This window comes from Gulosibacter sediminis, assembly GCF_023370115.1.
Lineage (GTDB): Bacteria > Actinomycetota > Actinomycetes > Actinomycetales > Microbacteriaceae > Gulosibacter > Gulosibacter sediminis_A.
Window position 1 is genome coordinate 1,358,986 of sequence record NZ_CP097160.1, and the last position, 21,142, is coordinate 1,380,127.

22 protein-coding genes and 1 pseudogene are annotated in these 21,142 nt (G+C 67.6%); 8 read left to right on the plus strand and 15 right to left on the minus strand.

Annotated features, from left to right (window positions below; translation table 11 throughout):
- Position 1: 1 nt before the first annotated feature.
- Positions 2–943, minus strand: a complete 942-nt coding sequence (locus tag M3M28_RS06230) for a DUF4031 domain-containing protein (protein WP_249387939.1) — start codon at positions 941–943, stop codon at positions 2–4.
- Positions 944–965: 22 nt separating this feature from the next.
- On the opposite strand from M3M28_RS06230, the gene M3M28_RS06235 reads away from it, so the two are divergent.
- The 3 genes from M3M28_RS06235 to M3M28_RS06245 all read left to right on the plus strand — a co-directional run bounded on the left by M3M28_RS06235 (position 966) and on the right by M3M28_RS06245 (position 2,516).
- Positions 966–1,673: a M50 family metallopeptidase gene (locus M3M28_RS06235; RefSeq protein ID WP_249387940.1), complete on the plus strand. Its 708-nt coding sequence runs from the start codon at positions 966–968 to the stop codon at positions 1,671–1,673.
- Positions 1,674–1,837: 164 nt separating this feature from the next.
- The gene (locus M3M28_RS06240) at positions 1,838–2,017 is read left to right on the plus strand and encodes a hypothetical protein (RefSeq protein WP_249387941.1); all 180 of its coding nucleotides are present in this window, start codon (positions 1,838–1,840) and stop codon (positions 2,015–2,017) included.
- Positions 2,018–2,090: 73 nt separating this feature from the next.
- Positions 2,091–2,516 (plus strand): SRPBCC family protein, encoded by a 426-nt coding sequence (locus M3M28_RS06245; RefSeq protein ID WP_249387942.1) that lies wholly within the window; start codon positions 2,091–2,093, stop codon positions 2,514–2,516.
- A 12-nt stretch (positions 2,517–2,528) separates the two neighbouring features.
- Here the strand turns inward: M3M28_RS06245 and M3M28_RS06250 are convergent, their stop codons facing one another.
- Positions 2,529–3,305: an SDR family oxidoreductase gene (locus tag M3M28_RS06250; protein WP_249387943.1), complete on the minus strand. Its 777-nt coding sequence runs from the start codon at positions 3,303–3,305 to the stop codon at positions 2,529–2,531.
- Positions 3,306–3,323: 18 nt separating this feature from the next.
- Between M3M28_RS06250 and M3M28_RS06255 the strand changes: the two genes are divergently transcribed.
- Both M3M28_RS06255 and M3M28_RS06260 read left to right on the plus strand, forming a co-directional pair.
- Entirely contained in the window at positions 3,324–4,076 is a 753-nt protein-coding gene (locus M3M28_RS06255; RefSeq protein WP_249387944.1) for a glycerophosphodiester phosphodiesterase family protein, read from the plus strand.
- 58 nt (positions 4,077–4,134) lie between these two features.
- Positions 4,135–4,479 (plus strand): annotated as a pseudogene (locus M3M28_RS06260) (RNA polymerase-binding protein RbpA); the annotation flags it as partial.
- A 193-nt stretch (positions 4,480–4,672) separates the two neighbouring features.
- On the opposite strand, the gene lnt reads toward M3M28_RS06260, so the two are convergent.
- From lnt to tatA, 4 genes are all read right to left on the minus strand, one after another.
- Entirely contained in the window at positions 4,673–6,241 is a 1,569-nt protein-coding gene (lnt, locus tag M3M28_RS06265; RefSeq protein ID WP_249387945.1) for an apolipoprotein N-acyltransferase, read from the minus strand.
- Positions 6,238–8,649, minus strand: a complete 2,412-nt coding sequence (locus M3M28_RS06270) for a DEAD/DEAH box helicase (protein WP_249387946.1) — start codon at positions 8,647–8,649, stop codon at positions 6,238–6,240. Before M3M28_RS06270 ends, lnt begins: the two co-directional genes overlap by 4 nt.
- Positions 8,646–9,401: a twin-arginine translocase subunit TatC gene (gene tatC / locus M3M28_RS06275; protein ID WP_249387947.1), complete on the minus strand. Its 756-nt coding sequence runs from the start codon at positions 9,399–9,401 to the stop codon at positions 8,646–8,648. The genes M3M28_RS06270 and tatC overlap by 4 nt, the downstream gene beginning before the upstream one ends.
- A gap of 72 nt (positions 9,402–9,473) precedes the next feature.
- Positions 9,474–9,746, minus strand: coding sequence for a Sec-independent protein translocase subunit TatA (gene tatA, locus M3M28_RS06280; protein WP_249387948.1), 273 nt, complete (start codon positions 9,744–9,746; stop codon positions 9,474–9,476).
- A gap of 20 nt (positions 9,747–9,766) precedes the next feature.
- Between tatA and M3M28_RS06285 the strand changes: the two genes are divergently transcribed.
- Entirely contained in the window at positions 9,767–10,090 is a 324-nt protein-coding gene (locus M3M28_RS06285; RefSeq protein WP_249387949.1) for a hypothetical protein, read from the plus strand.
- 51 nt (positions 10,091–10,141) lie between these two features.
- Here M3M28_RS06285 and M3M28_RS06290 read toward each other — a convergent pair whose 3' ends face one another.
- The 6 genes from M3M28_RS06290 to M3M28_RS06315 are packed head-to-tail and all read right to left on the minus strand — an operon-like array spanning position 10,142 to position 15,719.
- Positions 10,142–11,116 (minus strand): helix-turn-helix transcriptional regulator, encoded by a 975-nt coding sequence (locus M3M28_RS06290; RefSeq protein WP_249387950.1) that lies wholly within the window; start codon positions 11,114–11,116, stop codon positions 10,142–10,144.
- Positions 11,113–12,111 carry a helix-turn-helix transcriptional regulator gene (locus M3M28_RS06295; RefSeq protein ID WP_249387951.1) on the minus strand — a complete coding sequence of 333 codons (999 nt, stop codon included), beginning with the start codon at positions 12,109–12,111 and terminating at the stop codon, positions 11,113–11,115. Before M3M28_RS06295 ends, M3M28_RS06290 begins: the two co-directional genes overlap by 4 nt.
- Before the next feature lie 2 nt (positions 12,112–12,113).
- The gene (locus M3M28_RS06300; protein ID WP_249387952.1) at positions 12,114–13,073 is read right to left on the minus strand and encodes an FKBP-type peptidyl-prolyl cis-trans isomerase; all 960 of its coding nucleotides are present in this window, start codon (positions 13,071–13,073) and stop codon (positions 12,114–12,116) included.
- Positions 13,073–13,993 carry an FKBP-type peptidyl-prolyl cis-trans isomerase gene (locus M3M28_RS06305; protein ID WP_249387953.1) on the minus strand — a complete coding sequence of 307 codons (921 nt, stop codon included), beginning with the start codon at positions 13,991–13,993 and terminating at the stop codon, positions 13,073–13,075. Before M3M28_RS06305 ends, M3M28_RS06300 begins: the two co-directional genes overlap by 1 nt.
- Positions 13,990–15,036, minus strand: a complete 1,047-nt coding sequence (locus tag M3M28_RS06310) for a tRNA (adenine-N1)-methyltransferase (protein ID WP_249387954.1) — start codon at positions 15,034–15,036, stop codon at positions 13,990–13,992. Before M3M28_RS06310 ends, M3M28_RS06305 begins: the two co-directional genes overlap by 4 nt.
- A complete protein-coding gene (locus M3M28_RS06315) occupies positions 15,033–15,719 on the minus strand; it encodes an HAD family hydrolase (protein ID WP_249387955.1) in 687 nt (228 codons plus the stop codon). Before M3M28_RS06315 ends, M3M28_RS06310 begins: the two co-directional genes overlap by 4 nt.
- A 76-nt stretch (positions 15,720–15,795) precedes the next feature.
- On the opposite strand from M3M28_RS06315, the gene M3M28_RS06320 reads away from it, so the two are divergent.
- Positions 15,796–16,836, plus strand: coding sequence for a proteasome assembly chaperone family protein (locus M3M28_RS06320; protein WP_249385679.1), 1,041 nt, complete (start codon positions 15,796–15,798; stop codon positions 16,834–16,836).
- A gap of 48 nt (positions 16,837–16,884) precedes the next feature.
- On the opposite strand, the gene mshC is transcribed toward M3M28_RS06320, so the two are convergent.
- The 3 genes from mshC to M3M28_RS06335 form a co-directional block, all read right to left on the minus strand.
- Positions 16,885–18,129, minus strand: a complete 1,245-nt coding sequence (gene mshC, locus M3M28_RS06325; protein ID WP_249387999.1) for a cysteine--1-D-myo-inosityl 2-amino-2-deoxy-alpha-D-glucopyranoside ligase — start codon at positions 18,127–18,129, stop codon at positions 16,885–16,887.
- Positions 18,130–18,165: 36 nt separating this feature from the next.
- Positions 18,166–19,014: an undecaprenyl-diphosphate phosphatase gene (locus tag M3M28_RS06330; RefSeq protein WP_249385680.1), complete on the minus strand. Its 849-nt coding sequence runs from the start codon at positions 19,012–19,014 to the stop codon at positions 18,166–18,168.
- Between the two features lie 84 nt (positions 19,015–19,098).
- Complete coding sequence (locus tag M3M28_RS06335) at positions 19,099–20,415, minus strand: M20/M25/M40 family metallo-hydrolase (protein WP_249385681.1); 1,317 nt, start codon at positions 20,413–20,415, stop codon at positions 19,099–19,101.
- A 379-nt stretch (positions 20,416–20,794) separates the two neighbouring features.
- Between M3M28_RS06335 and M3M28_RS06340 the strand changes: the two genes are divergently transcribed.
- Positions 20,795–21,028 (plus strand): zinc-binding dehydrogenase, encoded by a 234-nt coding sequence (locus tag M3M28_RS06340; RefSeq protein ID WP_249385682.1) that lies wholly within the window; start codon positions 20,795–20,797, stop codon positions 21,026–21,028.
- Positions 21,029–21,142: the final 114 nt, after the last annotated feature.

A 21,142-nucleotide genomic window follows, 5' to 3' on the forward strand; every position in this document is an offset into this window, starting at 1 on the left:
ATCACCGCAAGGCTGAGCGTTCTGCGGAAAGTTCTCGAATTTCAGTGGTGAGGTTCATGCGAGCACGCTGATCCCAGAGCTTGGATGCGGTCGAGGTGCGAAAAAGTTCCCGGCGCGCCAAAAAGTCCTGCAAAATGCGCAGCCGGCCCTCAACGAAATCGCGCGGCGGCACGTGCGTGTACTCGCGGCGCACGCCCTCGACATACGCGCGATACCGGGCATCCGGTGCCGCGAGAATCGCGAGATCTGCGTCGGCGAGCAGCCCCGCCGCAGCCATGTCGCCGGGCTCGAGCACCGCGTCAGCCTCGGCCCTCGGATCGGTGCTGAGAATCAGCCGAGCAACCTGCCCGGCCACCGCGCGGGACTCACCCAAGGCAAGCAACTCGTCGTGTGCCAGTTCGGCCGACGCCCGTTCATCCGCACCCGGCGCGCCCTCATACACCGCGTCGTGATACCAGGCGGCGAGCAGCGCCACCCGCGGCGCCTCGCTGCCGGATGCCCAAAGCAGGTCGAGGTGCATGAGCACGTCGTGGAGGTGCTCGGCGTCGTGATAGCCACGGTGCGGCTCCTGCCAACGCGCGAGGAGCCGCTCGCCAGCATCCGCCCAGACGGGGGAGTCGTCGCCCAGCTCTGTCCACCACGCGCGCAATTCAGCCAGCCGCGCGGGTGCCCGTTCCGCATCCCGCCGGGCCCGGGGGATGCGCAGCCCGGAGGCCTCGAGGCGGCGCGCGAGTTCGTGTCCGGTCACGGCGACCGCGCCGGCCGCCACCAGCCCGGGCAGTTCGTCTTCGCGCACGTCGTAGTGGTCGAGATCGAAGCGCCGGCGCGCGAGCCGCTGGCAGTGGGCGAACGCATGCAGTTCGGCGAGGGAGTGGTCGGATACGAGGTGTGCCCAAAGCACGCCGTGGGCTGGCCAGCGCGCGGGGTCTACGAGAATTGTCACCTGCCTGACCATAATTGCCGACATGGAAGATCTGCCGTGGCTTGACGCAATTGTTTCGCGAATTGTGCCGCCCGAGACCGCTCCGAGCATCGATGCGACCGTGCTGTGGTGGGTGCTCGCTGCAGCACTCATCGCCTGCGCTGTGCCATTGACCTGGCTACGGGTGCGCCTCGGCGTGACGCTCGTGCACGAGCTCGGGCACGCGTTCGTCGGGGTGATGGTCGGCCGCAAGTTCAACGGCTTCGTGCTGCGCGGCGACATGTCGGGCGCGGCGGTGACGCAGGGGAAGGCCAGGGGATTCGGCAGGGTAGCGACGACCTGGGCGGGCTACCCGGCGCCGGCGATTCTCGGCGCGGCCCTCGCGTGGTTCGCGGGTCGCGGCTGGGCCGCTCCGACGGTGACGCTGCTCATGCTGCTGCTCGTCATCGCGATGATTCGGGTGCGATCCTGGCTGACCGCAGGCGTCACGCTGATTTCGCTCGCGGGTTTTGCGGCACTGTGGTGGTGGCGTTACGACGAGATTCAGGCGCTCGTGCTCATCGGAATCGCCATCGTGCTGGTCGTTGGTGCTTGGCGACACCTCGGCGCCGTCGTGACGCAGCCGAGTCCGAGCAGCGACCCTGGCGTGCTCGCGCAGCTGACGCGCGTGCCGGCGTTCCTCTGGAACCTCAGCTTTGCCATCGTGTGCGGCCTCGCAACGTGGGGAGTAGCGCAGTTCTTCCTGCCGTAGTCGCTGAGCCGGCCGACTGGGGGGCAACTCTGCGATAATGACATAATGTGCATTATCGGATATCGCCACGCTCATCACGATGCACCGAGGAACCTCAGGCATCGCGTACTATTGGACGCAGTGGCTCCGGCCCTTCTAGCTCGCCAACCTCAGGGAGAAACGCAGTGAACGCGCTCATCGCCATCTTCAGCATCCTCGTATTCATTGCGGGTCTCTGGTGCTACGGCCTCGCGTTCCAGATGCCGACCGACACGCTGTCGCTGCTCGTCTTCATTCTCGGCGTGCTGCTCAACAGCCTCGCGTTCTTCATCCCCTGGCAGATCGTCGGCCACGGCCGAAAGTAACAACTTCATAACAGCCGCACGTGCGCCCTTGGTTCCACCGAATCAAGGGCGCTCTGCTTATCAGGAGGACTGCGTGGGGTACACGCCTTCGCTCGACATTTCGGTGCGCTTCACGGCTCCCGTCGAACGCGTCTGGGATGCGCTCGTCGATCGCCGGGAGTTCGCAACGTGGTGGCCCGACGGAGGCCACATCGAAGCGCGTAAGGGCGGCGAGCTCAAGCTCACCACGCCACGGCCGAAGAAGAAGCGCGACCGGATGCTCACCGGCAAGGTCATCAGCGTCGACCCCTACGCGCAACTCGTGATCGACGTGAACGCGCAGCCGCGTGACCTCGACACCCGACTCACGCTGATCTTCAGCCAGCTCAAGCACAAGTCACGCCTGCGCATCATCGAGGAAGGCTCGGACAGCCCGACCTCGGGCATCATCCTGCAGGAAGCCCGCGAAGGATGGCGCGAGGTGCTTGCCGAACTCGACAAGCACCTCGCAGAAAAGTAACCAGTTGCGTTGTTACTCGACGCCGAAGCTCGACACGTCGCCGACGAGGCGAAGGTGGTCAGCAGGAACCGGCTCGAACGCAGCGGCAGCAACCTCGGCCGCAAACTCGGCCACGTTGTAGAGCTTGCCTGCCTCTTCGCGGCGCGCCTCGATGGCGCCCGGGTTGAGTCGGTTGAGCAGCGTTGCGGTAATCGTGCCCTCGATCATGTCGCCCGAAACCACGACGAACCCGATTCCATCGGCTTCAAGCGAGGGCGCGAGCTCGAGCAGGGCGTCCTCCCCCGCGCGCTTCGACTGCGCGACGGCCTCGTACTCCGGCATCGTCTCGGTCGTGCGGATGAAGTGGGCCTGGTGGCTCGTAACGAAGACCACGCGCGACCCGGCGCCGAGCAGCGTGCGCGCGGCGTTGAGCGTGTTCACCTGCGCGTCGCGGTTGAGGCGCAGCGCATAGTTCTCGCCGAGGTTCGTCTCCATACCGCCGGATGCGTTGAGCACGAGCACGTCGAGGCCACCGTAGGCCTCGCCGATCGTCGCCATCATGGCCGCGAGGCTCGCGTCGTCGGTGAGGTCGGCAGCGACGGCGATCGCGGTGCCGCCGGCCTCCTCGATCTCCTTGACAAGCTTGTCGGCGCGAGCAGCCTTGTTGCGGTAGTTCACGACAACCTTGGCGCCGGCCTCGGCGAAGTAGCGGATCGTGTCGGCACCCACGCCACGGGACGAGCCAGTGACGAGCACGCGCTTACCGGCGAGTGAACCGGGCGCAAACGGATTCAGCGATGAGTCAACCATGCAGGCAATTCTAGTGGGGTGACGTACTTTGCTCCGCCCGGCCCCCGCATCCTTGCCCATCGCGGGCTCGCGCTCGACGCCCCCGAGAACACCATCGCGGCATTCGAGGCGGCCGCGGCCGTGGGCGTCACCCACATCGAGACCGATGCCCACGTCACCTCAGACGGCATCGCCGTCCTCTGGCACGACCCGACGATCGCCCGCTGGAACGGCGACGACACCGCGGTTGACAACCTGACCGCAGCGCAGCTCGACGAGCGGACGGTCAACGGCCACCGCATCCCAACCCTCGCCACAACACTCGCGGAACTCCCCCGGCTCCACTTCAACATCGACGTGAAGACGCCGACCGCCGCGCGTTCCGTGATTCGAGCCGTGAACGCCGCCGGAGCCTTCGACCGGGTGCTGCTCACCTCATTTCACGAGCGCACGGCGAGGATGCTCCGCTCGCTTGCGCCCGCGGCCACACAGGGCGCGCCGACCGAGCGAGTCGCGCTCGCCCTCACTGGAATAAGCCTGCGCTCTCGGGCGTTGCTATCGAGAGCGCTCGCACCGGTCGATGCGGTGCAACTCCCCTGGCACGCAGCGGGAATCGACCTCGTGACTCCCCCGCGCCTCGCCTGGTGGCACCGGCACGTGCGCGAGGTGCACGTGTGGACGATCAACGACCCCACCGAGCAGCTCGAACTGCTGCGACGGGGCGTTGACGGCATCGTGACCGACCGATCCGATATTGGGATGCGCGTGCTCAGGGAATACCTGGCAGAATAGAGATTTGGCGTGTGCGCGTTGCGCGCTCACGCCAGTCGAAGACCACGAAAGGAACCCAATGGCAGATCGTAGCCTGCGAGGGATGCGCCTTGGTGCGCAGAGCCTGCAAAGTGACGAGGGCGTGGTGCTCGTCGATCACCAGCTTCGCACGTATCAGACCGAGGACGGCGAGCGCTTTGTGGTGACCTTTGCCGCCGACGCCGAGGCACCGCAGGTGTGGCCGTCGCCGAAGACCGGCGTCGAGGGCCGCCTGCTCGACACCGAGGGCGACATCGTTCCCTACGAGGCGCCCGAGGCGAAGGCCCAGCGCACCCACTGGGACATGCTGCTCGAGCGCCGCACCGTTGAGGACCTCGAAGAGGTGCTGCAGATTCGTCTCGACTACCTGCGTGAGCGCCGCGGCACGAACACCGCCCGTCGCGAGCCCACTGCTGGCCTGCCGCAGAACGCTGCGAACGCTCCCGAGATCGAGATCGAGGGTCGCGCGAAGGCGCAGACGGCCGCCGAAAAGGAAGCCGCCGCGAAGGAAGCCAAGAAGAAGAAGCCGGCCGCGAGCAAGAAGAAAAAGTAGCGACCACAGGCGCCGCGGGCGAGCGCTAGTCTCGCCGCCGCGGCGCCGCGATCACGATCGCGAGGCCGACACCGCTGGCCAGCACATCGATCGCGTCACCGAAGGCGATGGCCGGGGTCTCCCCCGTGCCCGTCGTCACCTCGGCCACAAATGCGCCGGGCTCGTACCATTCGAGCCCGGCGATTTGCGTTCCATCGGCCTCGAAGGCGGCGCTCCAACCAACAGTCGACGCCTGCACGAGCGGGCGACCCGACTCGACCGCGCGCAGGCGCGCCGTCGCCAGCTGCTGCGCCGACTCCTCGCTGTACCCGAAGTCGGCGTTGTTCGTGGGCGCGAGCAGCACGCCAGCGTCACCCTCGACGGCCGCGCGCGCGAGGTGGTCGTCGACGATGTCGTAGCAGATGAACACGCCGTAGTTCGTGCCGTCGATGTCGAGCACGTTCGATCGCGTGCCAGGCGTGTACTCGCGCTGAATCAGCCCGATGAGATCGGGCGCGAGCGCCTCATAGAATTCCCGATCGGGTACATACTCCCCGAACGGAATCGGGTGCGCCTTGTCGTACTGCTCCCCCGCCTCGCCGTGCTGCCAGACGATCTGCGAGTTGAAATACTCGGTGTCGGGGTCATCCCAGTCACCGGTCATCGTCACGGTATTCATGAGCACGGGCGCCCCGGCGCGCGACTCGATATAACTGATGAGCTCGGCCGAATACGAGTTCAGCAGCGGGCTCACGTCCACCGACCCCTCGGGCCAGAGCACGAGATCGACGTCGCCCGCCTCCTCGAGGGCATCGAGCGTCACCTGGGCGTGCGACTCGAGGATTTCGCCCGGGTCGGAGGGAATGAAGTAGCTCGCGCCGGGTGTGTCGCCCTGCACGGCAAGGATGCGCACGGTCTCGCCTTGCTGCGTCGGCCACAGCGGCCACACCAGCAGCGCGGCCCCCGCCGCGGCCACGCCGGTGAACTGGGCCGCGCGCCGAAGCGCGTGCCCGGCCTTCGGGCGCGGCGCAAGCTGCGCATCCCGCGGGAGCAAGACGACCTCGATCGTGAACGCGACGAACCACACGACGAGAAACGCGACGCCGGCGAAGCCGACCCACGACACCAGCTCGAGCAGGGGCGAGTTCGACTGCGATTGCGCGATCCGGCCCCACGCGAAGCCGCCATACGGCACGTTCGACGCGAGTGTCTCGCGCAGGGTCCACAGGCTCGCCACGGCAACGGGTAGCGCGCCAAGCGACCGCGTGCGGCCGCTATGCAGCGGAAGGCGCCGGTACGCGACGGCGATCGCGATCGACCCGAGCATCCACCACAGCGCCATGAGCGCCGAGAGCGCGGCCCACGGCACGGGCCCGAGGAACAGCGACGTCCACGAGACGTGCATGAGGTAGAACGCGAGGCCGCCGAGGAAACCCAGGTACGCCGCGATGCCCGGGCGTTGCCCGCGGATCGCGAGCAAGTTCAACGCCACGCCGATCGGCGCGGCCCACCACCAGGCGCGCTCGGGGAACGAGAGTGTCAGCGCGAACGCGCCCGCGAACATTGCGGCGAGCGCGGCGATGAACGGGAGCGGCTGGGGAGCTGCGGGCCTCACGACTCGTTGCCCGAGTAGGCGACGATTCCGCGGTGGATGAGCTGGCGGGCTTGATCGGCGTTCGTCGCGATGCGACCGCCGGCCGCCTTGCCGATCTGGTCGAGCACGTCGAGCACCTGACGCACCTGCCGCACGAAGTCACCCGCGGCGAGATCGGTGCGCTCGAGCACGCGGTCGAGCGGCACGCCACTCGCCCAGCGGTACATCGCGGGCGCGAGGCCCGTCGAGAGTTCTGACGTGCGCGGCACGTGGTGCAGCTCTTCGAGCTCGTCGAGTTCGATCCAGAGCTCCTGCATCCGCTCCAGCGCGGGGCGGAACTCGCCCTTCGGCATGCGACCCATCTGCGGGTTCTCTTCTTCTCGGCGCGGTTCGTAGGTAAGGCAACTCGCCATCGCGGCGAGCTGGGCCGGGTCGAGACCGAGCCAGACCTCGCGGCGCAGACACTCGGCCGTGAGCAGGTCGCGCTCGCCGTAGATGCGCTGCAGCGTGCGGCCGCTGCCGGTCACCTCGAGCTGATCGCCCTCCCCCGCGCGCAGGTAGCCGCGGTGCAGCAGCAGCTCGGTGAGGCGATCGAAGGTGCGGGCGACCGCACCGGTGCGGTGTTCGATGTCGCGCACGAGGCGGTCGGTCTCGCGCTCGAGGCGCCAGTAACGCTCGGCCCAGCGCGCGTGGTCCTCTCGCTCGCGGCAGTCGTGGCAGGGGTGTTGCTGGAGTTCCTTGCGGAGCTCATCGAGTCGCTTCCGACGCTCCTCGCGTGCCCCGTGGCTGCCCGGGTCCTGCGCATGAATCTTCTGCTTCTCAACGTCGCTGAGCTGTCTACGCAGCGACGAGTACTCAAGAAAGTCGCCCTTGTCGCAGTGCATCGCCTCGAGGTAGCCCTCGAGCGCCTCGCGCTGCTGCCGCACGGTGCGCGCGATATCGACGACCGAGCGGTCTGCTTGGAACTGCGCGAACGAGGTTTCGAGCAGCTGGCGCGTGCGCTCGCGGCCGAAGCGGTCGAGCAGGTTCACGGTCATGTTGTAGGTCGGGCGGAACGACGAGTTGAGCGGATACGAGCGGCGGGATGCGAGGGCCGCGATCGCCTCCGGCTGCACGCCATCGCGCCAGAGCACCACAGCATGGCCCTCGTGGTCGATGCCGCGGCGCCCAGCGCGGCCGGTGAGCTGCGTGTACTCCCCCGGCGTGATCGGCACACGCGAAACGCCGTTGAACTTCTCGAGCCGCTCGAGCACGACGGTGCGCGCGGGCATGTTGATGCCGAGTGCGAGCGTCTCAGTCGCGAAGACCACTTTCAGCAGGCGGCGCTGGAACAGCTCCTCGACAATCTCCTTCCACGCCGGCAGCAATCCAGCGTGGTGCGCGGCGACACCGCGTTCGAGCCCGTCGCGCCACTTCCAAAACCCAAGCACGGCGAGGTCTTCGTCGAGCATGTTGCGCGTGCGTTCCTCAACGATCTCGCGAATCTCCTCGCGCTCGGCGCGGGTGTTGAGGTTGATGCCCCAGCCAGTCACTTGGTTGACCGCGTCGTCGCAGCCCGCGCGCGAGAAGATGAAGAAGATCGCGGGCAGCAGCGCGGCCTCGTCGAGCATGTCGACGACGGCACCGCGATCGACCCGCACGTTCCGCGGCCCGCGGCCACCCTTCCCGCGCCCGCCGCGGCCCTGACGCTCCCCCTGGGTCACGCGGACGAGCTCGGGGTTGACCTGGTCGGTGATGCGATCGTTCTTCGTGCGGAAGAGGTCGAATAACCTCGACCCCACGAGCACGTGCTGATAGAGCGGCGTCGGCCGCACCTCCGACACAATCACCTCGGTGTCGCCGCGCACGGCCTGCAACCAGTCGCCGAACTCCTCGGCGTTCGAGACCGTGGCCGACAGCGAGATCATGCGCACCTCGCTGGGCAGGTGAATGATCACCTCTTCCCACACCGCGCCGCGGAAGCGGTCGGCGAGGTAGTGCACCTCGTCCATCACGACGAACGCGAGGTCATCGAGCAGCTCACTGCCCGCGTAGATCATGTTGCGCAGTACCTCGGTAGTCATCACCACGATGCGGGCACGCGAGTTGATGTTGACGTCACCCGTCAGCAGGCCGACCTCGCTCGCGCCGTAATCGGCGACGAGCTCCTGAAACTTCTGGTTCGAGAGCGCCTTAATCGGCGTCGTGTAAAAGATCTTCGCGTTGGGGTCACGCATCGCGAGAAACACCGCGAACTCGGCGACCACGGTCTTGCCGGCGCCGGTCGGCGCGGCGACAAGCACCGAGTTGCCCCGGTCGAGAGCCTCGCACGCCGAGAGCTGGAACGCGTCGAGATCAAACCGCTGCAGGTCTCGAAAGAGCTCGAGATTCGGATGCGCGGCTCGCGCGGTTGCGCGGGCGTACCGCTCGGCAGGGCTCGAATCGGTCATGCCTCCAGCGTAGCCGTCGCTTCCACAGCATCCCGCTTACGACGCCGACGATCGTTCAATATCGAGATGCCGACCGCGAGGAAGTAGAGCACGATCATCGGCACCATGAGCAGGAACATCGAGAGCACGTCGGCGGCCGGCGTTGCAATCGCGCCGAAGAGCGCGCAGATCAGCACGGCCACTCGCCAGGCCTTGAGGATCGCGCGGCCCTCGAGCACGCCCGCGAAGTTGAGCATGACGAGCACCACCGGCACGACGAACGCGATGCCCACGGCGAGGCAGAGCGTGAGCACGAACGAGTAGTAGGTCTTCGCGTCGTACCAGATCGTGTCTTCGGTCGGGGCGAACGTCGCCATGACCTCGATGATGCGGGGCATGATGATGATGCCGAGCACGACGCCCCCGAGAAACAGCGGGATCGCCGCGCCGAGGAACCCGAGCACGTACTTGCGCTCGCCCTTGCGCAGGCCCGGCATGAGGAACATCCAGGCCTGATAGAGCCACACGGGCGAGGCGATGACGACGCCGAGCGTCAACGCCATCTGCAGGCGCAGGTCGAACGCGGTGGTGACATTGCCGAAGTTGATCGACACTCCCCCGCCGCGCGATTCGTTCAGGGCATCAATCGGCTGGCGCAGCACCTCGAAGGCGGCGTCGGTGAGCAGGAAACCGCCAACCATCGCCACGATGATGGCGACGGCAGAGATGAGGAAGCGATTTCGAAACTCGATCAGGTGGTCCGCAAGGCGCATGCGGCCCTGCGGATTCACCTTCCGCGAGTACTTCTCCCGCTTCCGCTTTTGTTTTTGCGGAGCGGTCATGGGTTATCTTGGCGACCCGCCCGTAGTGTCGGTGTCGTCGGTGCGCGGCGCCTGACTCGTGTTGTCGACGGTGCCGGACTGCGCGTCGGCGGCCGGCGTCTCGGCGTTCTTGGCCTTCGAGTCCTTGTCTTCGTCGTTCATCGTGCGCACTTCACCACGGAAGATTCGCATCGACTCGCCCAGGCTGCGGGCAAGCTTCGGCAGGCGCGGTGCGCCGAAGAGCAGCAGGATGATGACCAGGATGATGACCAGGTGCCATCCGGAGAGGTTTGGCATAGGGGCTATCCCTTCTTGGGGTGGTGAATCAGGTGGGCGTACTGCAGGGGGTCGGCGTGGGTGAGGGCGCGGCCGCGGGCGACTCGCTCCTCCCGTCGCTCGAGCGCACGCGCTCGGCGCAGTTCCCGTTGCTGTTCGTGGTGTTCGCGGACCTCGTCGCTGTGCCGGCCGAATGCAATCGGCTGTCGTGCGGCGAGCGCTTCGTGCTCGCGCAGGCTCACGGCTTCCTCCGCCAGGCGGGCCGCCTCCTGCTGCACGAGTTCGAGGCGGTCAAGCTCATGAAACGCGGCGCGCGCCTTCCGGAAGAGCCAAATCGCACCGACCGCGAGCACACCAATGAGTAGGGCGACGAGCCCTACCCAAATCACTACCCACGACCACCACGGCATAGTGAGCTAGCTTACGTTGTCAGCCTGATCACCCGCGGCGATCAGGGCGCCGCGAAGCCACTCGGCGACGAGTTCGCGAACCTCGGGCGGCCCCGTGACGACAAATCCGCCGGCGTGCTCGGCCGCGAGTCGCGCGGCGACTTCGGGGCTGCGTAGCCGAAGATCCGCGCGAATCCAACCATCGGGGCCGATCTTGGGCACCTTGGCGGTGCCGAAATAGGGCCTGATCGCCGCGACCGCGCCGGCGCGAATCGCGACGCTGACAGTCAGCAGCGATTTGCCCGTGACCTGTAACGCGCGGTTACGTTGCGCCGGAGTGTGCGGCTCGGCCGCGGTGTCGAGCACCTCGAGGTCGAAGATGCGGTCGCTGCGGAACCAACGCAGCGCCTGCCGAAGGTGGCAATACGCGTTGAGGTAGATGAGACCGCTGCGCGACTCAAGCCGGAGCGGGTCCACTGTGCGTTCCTCGGGTGCCGACGAGGCCTCCCCGCTGTAGCGCAAGCGCAGCTGCCGGCCCGAATCGATGGCCTGGCGGATGAGCGCAAGCCGCGGGTCCTTGTTGGCCGGGGCCTCGGTTGTCGTGGCGCCGCGGAGCTTCACCTGAAGTTCGTCGATGCGGTTTGCTTCGCTGCTCGTCGCGGACTCGCGCAGCACGTCGAGTCCGGTGAGCACGAGGGCGAGTTCGTCGGCATCGAAGCTCTTCGGGGCACCCTCGACGGGCACATTCGTGAGCTTGACCCACGGTTCATCGGCCTCGAGCCCGTCCGCGTCGAAGTCAAACATGCGGGACGGATCGACCTGACCGTCGCTGTCATACAGTTCGAGCGACCAGACGTAGTCGATCACGGCACGCATGTTGGCCGGCGTCTGCGAAAACGTCGCGGCGAGCTCGCCGAGGTCGACGCCGTAGGGATGCTTGCGGAGCCAGTCGACGAGCGACGAGATCAGGAGCACATCGGTGGCTTTCGCGGCCGCGGTCATACTGCTGCCCCCTCATGCAGCTCAAGGGCGCGCTGGAGGCGATCCTCCACGCCCTCTCGGGTCGACTCTGGCGACTCGACGACGAGCAAGTGGGCAAGCCCCGCGAATTCATCGGTCAACACCCCGTGGTCCCAGTCGAAGACCTCGAACGACACCCATTCGTCGGTGCGGCCGAGCTCGGTGCCGCGGCCGCGCATCCGCGCTTCGGCCTCAGTGCCAGCTCGCGCGCGGACGCGCACGGGGTGTGCGGCGGCGAGCGCGTCGAGCTTCGCCTCGAGCCCGGGTTCGGCGGTGTGGGCGGGGTCGGCCACACCCTCGATGCGAATCTCCGAGACGATGCGGTTGACGAGATAGGTGCGGTGGGCGTCGCGCTCGACGTCCCAAGCGTGCAGCAGCCATCGACCCGACTTCACGATGAGCCGCAGCGGATCCACGGTGCGCGGCCAGGGGTCACGGCTGTCCTGGTTGACGTAGTCGAAACCGATGCGCTTGCGGCCAGCGATCGCCGAACGCAGCTGGGCGAACACGGGGTGCGTCGAGACCTTCGCCGTGGGTTGTGAGGCGGTCGACTCGGCGCCGCTCTCGCCGCTCGGCAGGAGCTTGAGGTAGCTGCGCCGGGCATCCTCGTCGAGGCTGCGGTCGAGCCAGACTTTCGTCGCCGAGTCGATGAGCAGGGTCTCCTGGGCATCGAGCCCCACGACGCCGACCGACTCGGTGCTGCTCTCAAGCTGGTAGCGCCACTGAGCACGGTCGCCGGGTGCCTCCGGGTCGGGGACGGTGACGATGTGGAAGCCACTCTCGTGGAGGTCAGCACGATCTCGCTCGAGCTTCTTCTCGAGCGCGTCGCTGCGCTCACCGCCGTTGCGCTCGAGCTGCGCTCGATAATCGGGCACAAGCCCGAACAACTCGTCGCTCGTCAGCGGCCGCGTGCTGCTCATCAGCGCGAGCAGCAGGTGGATCTGTCGAGCGTGGTGGGGTTTCAGCGGAGCTGCCATTTTCACACCAGGGCAATGATGTCGGCGACGAACACGAGCGTGCTGCCACCGGGAATCGGACCGTATGTTTCGTCACCGTAGCCGAGGTCGGACGGGAACACCGTGACGACGCGCGAGCCGACCTGCTGGCCGACCAGCGCATCCCGGAAGCCCGCCACGACCATCGAGGTCGGGAACGCGGGCGGCAAGCCGGTCTCCCAGCTCGTATCGAACATCGAGCCATCGCTGAGCAGGTAGCCCGAGTACTGCACGATCACCGTGTCGCCGTCGGCCACGGTCTCGCCGTCGCCCTGCAGGATGACCGCGGTCTGCTGCTCGCTCGGGTCTTCGGCGTCGGTGTTGATGGTGACGTCGGGTTCGCCCTCGCCGTCGGAGACGTCGGCGTAGTCGAAGGTCTCGCCGGTCGGCGTGCCGGTGGCGGATGCGCCGGGCGTCACCTTGACGACGTCGGCCACCATGAGCACGGGGTCGCCCGAGTTGCCCTCGCCCGCGACGAGGCTGATGGGCACGGATGCGACGACTCGCGAGCCCGCCTTGACGCCGACGAAGAGCGGCTCGACAAAGGCCGGCAGCTCGGTGTTTGACAGTTGCGTCGCGGGGCCGAGCGAGCCATACGCGCTGAGGGCGTCGCCGTCCTCGGCGTAGTAGCTGCCGACGACGACCACGACGGTATCGTCGGCGGTGAGCGGCGCGCCGTCGCCCTCGGTCACCACGGTCCGCTGAATATCGGTCTCGTCGCCGGTCAGCTCGGCCGGTGCTGTGATGGAGACGACGGGCTCTTGCCCGGTCTCGCCCGATACCTCGACACCGTCGAGGCGGTCGCCGCCGTCGACGACCGTCACGGGCGCGGCCGAGTCGCTCGAGGCAGACTCGCTCGGCGTCGGGTCGGATGCGCCGGCACAGCCGGTGAGGCCGAGCGCGACGACGACGGCGAGCGAGAGGGTGCGGATGGGCCGGCGCATTACTGCGCTGCCGGGGTGGAACCGAGCACGTCCATGACCACGACGATCGCGTCGCCGCTTCCGACGGGCAGCTGCCCGTCGGCGGTGTAGGCCGCGACGGTCGACGCCGGCAGCACGACGACGCGCTGCGAACCGACCTCGATGCCCTGCAGCTCCGCCGTCGCACCGAACATGCCGTCGTCGGTATCGCCGACCGTGGTCTGGATCGGCCCCTGGCTGCCCCACGTCGTGCTGATGGTCGAACCCGACGTCCATTCGAACGCCGAGAAGTTCATGGTGACCGTGTCGCCCGCGGCGAGCTTCGGCCCGTTGCCCTGGATCGTCGTCGCGCTGCGCAGTTCGCTCGGCGCGGCCTCGCTCGGCATGGTCACGCCGGGCGTGCCGTCGGGCGCCGTGACGACGGCCGGGATGCCGTTGTGTTGGGGCGCGATGCTGCCGGTCGCTGCCGAGTGGTAGACGCGGTTCACCTTCAGGGTGACCGTGGCCTCCTCCTGCATCTGGGCCTCGGTCAGCTGGAACTGCTCGGGCGAGAAGATCTGCTGCATCTGCATCGTCGCGGTGATCGTTTCGCCGCCCTGCGCGCACTGGAGGGCGTCCTTGATGCCCACCATGCCGTAGTCGTCGAGGATCCCGACGTTGACCGGCGCGGGGTTGCCCTGCGCATCCTGCTGCAGCGAGGTCTCTGGGTAGATCTCGGTGCCATCGGTCGTCGTGATCGCGAAGGTGAACTCAGCGACGCCGTCTCCGTTGATGACCGGGCCGCTTCCGCCGCCCTCGCGCTGCGTCTGCACGGTGTCGGCGGGCTCGCACGCGCTCACGTTCTCGCTGGCCGGAACCTGCGCGCAACCAGCGAGCACGGTGCCGGCAAAGATGGTGACGCCCGCGAGCAGAGCGCGGGTGGGGCGGCGGCGAGCAATCACAGGGAGTCCTGTCCTTCCGTGGCAGTTGGGTCAATTATCTCTTGCGAATCGCGGGTCGCGTGCGCGGCGCCGCGCTGGGCATCGCGGCCGCGCTTGCGAAGCACCTTGTCGCTCACGGTGCGCTCGCCAACGGTCGCCTCGGTCCAGGCCTCGGGGTCGCTCGGCGTCCACGCCTCGCGGTCGGCGTCGGTGCCCGCCACCTTCGAGGTCTTGCGCTTCTCGGGCAGCGTGGTGCCCGGGGCAAGCCGGCGTGCGGTGAGGAGGAAACCGGTGTGCGCCACCATGCGGTGGTCTGGGCGCACGGCGAGCCCCTCGACGTGCCAGCCGCGCACCATCGTCTCGTCTGCCTCGGGCTCGGTGAAGCCGCCGTGTTCGCGGATCGCCTCGGCGACGCGCGACAGCTGCGTCGCGGTGGCGACATAGCAAACCAGCACGCCACCGGGAATCATCGCCTCCGCGACCGCGGGCAGGCACTCCCACGGCGCGAGCATGTCGAGGATCACCCGGTCGACGGTGCCGGGCTCGAACTCGCGCGGCAGCGCATCCTGCAGGTCGCCGATCGCGATGCGCCAGTTCTCGGGCTCGCCGCCGTAGACGCTGGCGACGTTGCCGCGGGCAACCTCCGCGAACTCCTCACGACGCTCGAAGCTCACGAGCTCGCCCTGCCCCGCGAGCATCCGCAGCAGCCAGAGCGACAGTGCGCCCGAGCCGACGCCGGCCTCGACCACGCGCGCGCCCGGGCGGATATCGGCCTTCGCGAGGATCATCGCGGAGTCCTTCGGATAGATAATCGCGGCGCCGCGCGGCATCGACATGATCACGTCGGTGAGCAGCGGCCGCAGCGCGAGGTATTCCATGCCACCGGTCGAGGTGACCACCGAGCCGTCGGGAATTCCGATGATCGCAGCGTGGTCGATCGTGCCGTACTGCGAGTGGACCTGTCCGCCCTCGGTGAGCCAGGTGGTCGTCAGGCGACCCTTTGGATCGGTGAGCTGCACGCGTTCGCCGGCGCGGAAGGGGCCGGACGGGGGCGACTGGATCATTCGGTGGGGACTCCTCGTGTTCGGAAGGTGGTGTAGAGCGCGCGAACCTGCGGCCAATCGAGCCCGACGAGGCTCTCGCGCAGGATGTACTCGGGGCTCGGCGGAATCTCGACGCCGTGCGGCACCGCGATGGTGACGCAATCAGCGGCGAGCGCGCCACGGATGCCGTTCATCGAGTCCTCGATGACGACGCAGTCGGTGGCGGCGACGCCAAGCTTCTCAGCCGCGTAATAGAAGGGGTCGGGTTCCGGCTTACCGGGTCGCACGTCCGAGCTCGTGACCGTCAGCGTGAACTCGCAGCCGGGCAGGTGCCGGAGCACCGCATCCGCCAGCGCGCGATTCGAATTGGTGACGAGCGCGGTCCGCACGCCATGTCGGTTGAGATCCGCGAGCAGTTCGACGGCGCCCGGGCGCCATTGGATGTTGTCGGCGACGCTGTCGCAGACATCGGCGAACACCTCGTCGACGATCTCTTCGAAGTCGTCGATGACGCCGAGCGATTGGAAGAGCGTCACGACCTGTTCCGAGGATGCCCCGACCAGGTCGATCTCTTGCTGCCGGGTCAGTTCGGGCAGACCTCGACGTGTCAACAGCGCCGACTGCGCCCGAATCCAATGCGGTTCGGTGTCGGCAAGCGTGCCATCCATGTCCCAGAGGACGGCTGCGGGTGCGCGCTCGCTCATAGGAGACCATCCTACCGGCGACCGCTATCGCAACGTCGTAGGCTAGGGAGAACCCCATTTCCTACGGAGAAACCGCGTGACCTCACAGCTTCCCCTGCCGAACTTCGACTCGCACACCCCCTTTGCAGCCGGCAACACCCTCGTGGTCGCGCTGCAGGGCTGGAACGACGCCGGTGAGGCGGCGAGCTCGGCGGCGACGGAACTCCAGGAGCAGCTCAACATCGACCTGCTCGTCGAGCGCTTCGAGTCGGAGGACTTCTTCGACTACAGCGTGGCGCGCCCGCGCGTCGAGTTCGCGGGCGATGGGCGCAAGGTGATTCGCTGGCCTGGCGCGACCCTCGCCGGGCCCGTGCGCGGCGGCCGCATCTACACGCTGACCGGCGTCGAGCCGAACTTCCGGTGGCGCCGCTACGCGAGCGAGGTCGTCGCAGCGAGTGAGCGCATCGACATCTCGAGCATTGTGCTCGTTGGCGCGCTGCTTGCCGACGCGCCGCACACGCGCGACATCCAGGTGTCGCTGAGCAGCGACGACGAGGGCCCGCAGCACGAGCTCGGAATCGAGGCGTCGGCCTACGAGGGCCCGACCGGGGTGCTTTCGGCCATCGCCGAGGAAGCACACGGCGCTGGCATTCAGATCGTCTCGATGTGGGCGTCGGTACCCCACTACGCGCAGACCCCCGAGCTGCCGAACCCGAAGGCGACGCTGTCGCTCGTGAACGAGCTCGCGAAGCTGCTCAAGGTGGAGCTGAAGTCAGACCACCTGCGCGAGGAAGCCACCACGTGGGAAGAGCGCGTCTCGGAGGCGGTCGAGGCCGACGACGAGCTGCGCGGCTACGTGGAGTACCTCGAGCAGACCCGCGACGTGGTCGACTCCGAGGAGGCAACCGGCGACGCCATCGCCGCCGAGTTCGAACGCTTCCTCGCCGACGGGCGCGACACGCAGAACCGGGCCGGAGGGCACGCGACGCGCAGTGACAGTGGCTCGCTTCCCCGACCGAACACCGGCGACTCGACCTCGGCCAGTGACGAAAGCGACGTCGCCGACTCGTCCGAAGACCGCGAGGGCGAGGGCGACGACGCCGACAACGACAGCGACAGCGACAGCGACACGAAGTAGGCGGATGCGGCTCGCGCCGGCGAGCAGCCGGTCGCCGAGCTGACGGGCCTAGCTCGCGAGCAGGTCGATGCCGAGCAGTGCGTCGACGGCCGTGACGACCTCGGTGCCGGGGTTGGCCGTGCTTGCCCAGGCGTCGACGGCGGCGATGGCGCCGGCCGTGTCGAGGTCGTCAGCGATGCGCGCGCGCATCTCGGCGACGGTTTCGGTGCCACCCGCCGTTGCACGGTGCGCGGCCTCGCGCCAGCGCGCGAGACGAGCTTCGTTGTCGTCGAGCTCGCCGGCGTACCACTCCCAGTCACTGCGGTAGTGGTGCCCGAGCACGGTGAGACGCACCGCGGCCGCGTCGTGGCCCGCCTGCGTGAGCTTTGAGACGAGCACGAGGTTGCCGAGCGACTTCGACATCTTCGTTCCCTCGTAGGCCACAAGGCCAGCGTGCGCGAAGTGGCGCGCGAAGGGTTCGCCTGTGAGCGCCGTGGCGTGGGCGCAGGTCATCTCGTGGTGCGGGAAGCGCAGGTCGCGACCGCCCGCCTGCACGGTCACTTGGGGCCCGAGTTCGCGCGTGGCGATGACGGCGCACTCGACGTGCCACCCCGGGCGGCCCGGGCCGACCCCGGCGTCCCAGCTCGGCTCGCCCTCGCGGTGAGCGCGCCAGAGCAGCGGGTCGAACGGCGAGCGCTTGCCGGGGCGATCGGGGTCGCCGCCGAATTCGACGAACGCGCTCGCAAGCTTGTCGGGCGAGAAGTGGCTCATCTCGCCGAGCCCGTACCGGCCCGTCGCCTGCACCGCCGCGACGTCGAAGTAGATGTCCTCGCCCTCGGCGTCGTCGGTGGGCACGGCGTAACCGAAGCCGTCCGCGACCAGCCGGTCAACCGCATCCGCAATCTCGTCGACGACGTCCTTGACCCGCACGTAGGCGTTCGGTGGAATCACCCGCAGCGCGGCCATGTCGCCGCGGAAGAGGTCGGTCTGCGACTCAGCGAGGTCTTCCCAGTGAACGCCGGTCTTCGCCGCCCGCTCGAGCAGCGGGTCGTCGACGTCGGTGACGTTCTGCGCGTACTCGACCTCGACGCCCGCCTGCGAGAGGGCGCGGATGAGCGTGTCGAACGCGAGGTAGGTGGCCGCGTGGCCGAGGTGCGTCGCGTCGTAGGGCGTGATGCCGCAGACGTAGAGGCGCACGCGACCATCCGCATCCGCCTCGAGCGGGAGCACGGCCTCAGCGGCCGTGTCGAACAGCCGAACCGGGGCCGCCTCGCCTTCCAGCTGTGGAACTGCAGGACGCGGCCAAGAGTCGATTCGCTTCACCCCGACAGTCTACCGGGGTGCGGCGGGTTACGCGCTTCCGGCCAGCGGGTCGACGACGCCGGTGATGAGCAGGATGATGAGCAGCGTGCCGAGCGCGATGCGGTAGATGACGAACGGCATGAAGCTGCGGGTCTCGACCCACTTCATGAGGAACTTGATGACGACCCAGCCAACGACGAACGAGATGACGGTCGCGAGCAGCGTCGCGCCCCAGTTGAGCGGCGCGCCGGTGGTCTGGTCTTCGGTGAGCGCACCGAGCAGCTCGTAGCCGCCCGAGCCGAGCACCGCCGGGATCGCGAGCAGGAACGCATAGCGCGCGGCCGAAGGGCGGTCGTAGCCCATGAGGCGACCGGCTGTGATGGTGCCGCCCGAGCGCGAGACGCCGGGGATCAGCGCGAGCGCCTGCGCGAGGCCGTAGAGCAGGCCGTCTTTCCAGTTGAGGTGCTCGAGCGTCTTCGCGCGGCGCGAGAGCACGTCGGCGAGGCCGAGGATGATGCCGAAGACGATGAGCGAGATCGCGATGATCCACAGCGAGCGGAACTGGCTTCGGATGAGGTCCTGCAGCAGCACGCCGAGCAGCACGATCGGCACCGAGCCGATGATGATCAGCCAGCCCATGCGCGCGTCGGGGTCGTTGCGCGGCACTTTGCCGGTGAGCGATTGCACCCACTTCGTGATGATGCGCACGATGTCGCGCCAGAAGTAGACGACGACCGCGAGCTCGGTGCCGATCTGGATGATGGCGGTGAAGGTCGCTCCCGGGTCGTCCATGCCCATCGCGAGCCCCGCAACGCGGATGTGCGCGCTCGAGGAGATCGGCAGAAACTCAGTGAGCCCCTGCACGATGGCGAGAACGATCGCCTCCAACCAGCCCATGTGCGTTGATCCTTTCGGTCGCCTAATGCCAGCCGTTGATCTTACGCCCAGGCTCCCCGAGAAGCTGTGGGAGACGCGCGGCGGCTAGTAGGTGCGCAAGAAGTGTTCGAGCACCTGGCGGCCGAACACGAGCGACTCGAGCGGCACTCGCTCGTCAACGCCGTGGAACATGGCCGGGAAGTTGAGTTCAGCCGGAAGCTGCAGCGGGGCGAAGCCGTAGCCGTTGATGCCGAGGCGCGCGAGCGATTTGTTGTCGGTACCGGCGGGCAGCAGGTACGGGATGATCTTCGCCTCGGGGTCGTACTCGCGCAGGGATGCGAGGCTCGCGTCCACGAGCGGGCCCGTCGAGGGCGCCTGGGCGCCGATCGCCTGCCAGTCAATCTCGACGTCGATGCCGTCGCCGACGATCTCGCGGATCTGCTCGAGCACCGCATCCTCTTCGCCCGGCAGTGGGCGCACGTCAATCGCAACTGACGCCGTCTCGGGAATCACGTTGTGCTTGTAGCCGCCATCGAGCATGGTCGGGTTCGCGGTGGTGCGCAGGGATGCGCGCAGCCAGGCCGCCGCGAAGCCACCGCGGAGGGCGAGTTCATCTGGCGAAACCTGTTCTGCATCCGCGCCGGTGAGCTCGCACAGCGCGTCAATCATCTCGGTCGAAGTCTCGTTGAGCTGCACCGGCCACTCGTGCTCGGTGAGGCGCACGATGGCACGGGCGAGCTCGGAAATCGAGTTGTCGCTCGTCGGCACGACCTTCGAGCCGTGGCCGGAGGGGCGGCGCGCACGCAGGCGCAACCAGATCATGGCCTTTTCGCCGGTCTGCAGGAGGTAGGCGCGCTGACCGTCGATGTTGATTGAGTAGCCGCCGACCTCGCTGATCGCTTCGGTCGCACCCGCGAAGAGCTCGGGCTTGTTGTCGACCGCCCAGTGGGCGCCGAGCTTGCCGCCGTCTTCCTCGTCGGCAAAGAACGCGACGATGAGTTCGCGCTCGGGCAACTCGCCCGAAGCGATGATGTTGTCGAGTGCCGTGACGATCATGGCGTCCATGTTCTTCATGTCGACGGCGCCACGCCCCCAGATGCAGCCATCTCGCACCTCGGCAGCGAACGGGTCGACGCTCCAGTTGGAGGCGTCGGCCGGCACCACGTCGGTGTGGCCGTGCACGACGAGCGCGGGCTTGTCCGGGTTTCGGCCAGGGATGCGCGCCACGACGCTCGTGCGGTTCGTCTCAGACTCGAACAACACCGGCTCGGTGTTCAGCGCGCGGAGGCGCTCAGCGAGGTACTCCGCGGCCTCCCGCTCCCCCGAGCTCTTGCCATTGCCCCAGTTCTGCGTGTCAATACGGATGAGCTCGCGCGTGAGGCTGACGGTCGGATCGGAAGTAAGCGGGTGTTCCTCAGTCATGAAATCAAGCCTAAGCCGGTGGATACGAGAGCGGGGCGCGCTTGACGCTGTTTGACGGTGCGGCTGGGAAGTCAGTCGTTCGTAAGCCAGCGGAACAGGCGCGCGAGGAGCAGCGTCGGGCAAGTCATGGGTTCTGCGCTAGTTCTGGATCAGTTCGGTGACACCAATCACCTGAGACTCGCGCGCATCGAGACGCGACCATTACTGGCAACGGAGGTCCGCATCAGCATCGCCGTTGCGACCTCGATCGTCCTCGATGAAAACCACCCGAGCCTGCACCGCCAACCGCCGACAGTTTCCAAACTCAAGGCTGGGGTGCTGGGCATCGCGGGGACGGACGGCTCAGATTGCGATCCGTTCGGGCGTCCCGCCACACCGCGTGGTCACCATCGAGGTGCAAGATGCGCCCGTCGGCGTCGTTCAGGTCAATGGTGTCAACGCAGCTCCCGATGCGCTCGACCGAGTCCTGGAATTGATCTCTGCCAAGCCCTTGCGCAGCCCCGTCGCCGCAACGTACACCCTCGACCAGTTCCATCACGCGATCTCACACCAGCGCAGCCGCCACGTCCACGGCAAGATCGCGATCAGTACTCCATTGAGCAACGCGACCTAGGTCGAGGCCGACGAAGTAGCCCGAGCACCAATCGTCACCACGCGAGTCACTCAAACGGCCCGTTGATGTCGGGGGCTCGTGCGAGAGTGAACCTAGGTCGAAAACCGGCCCGTG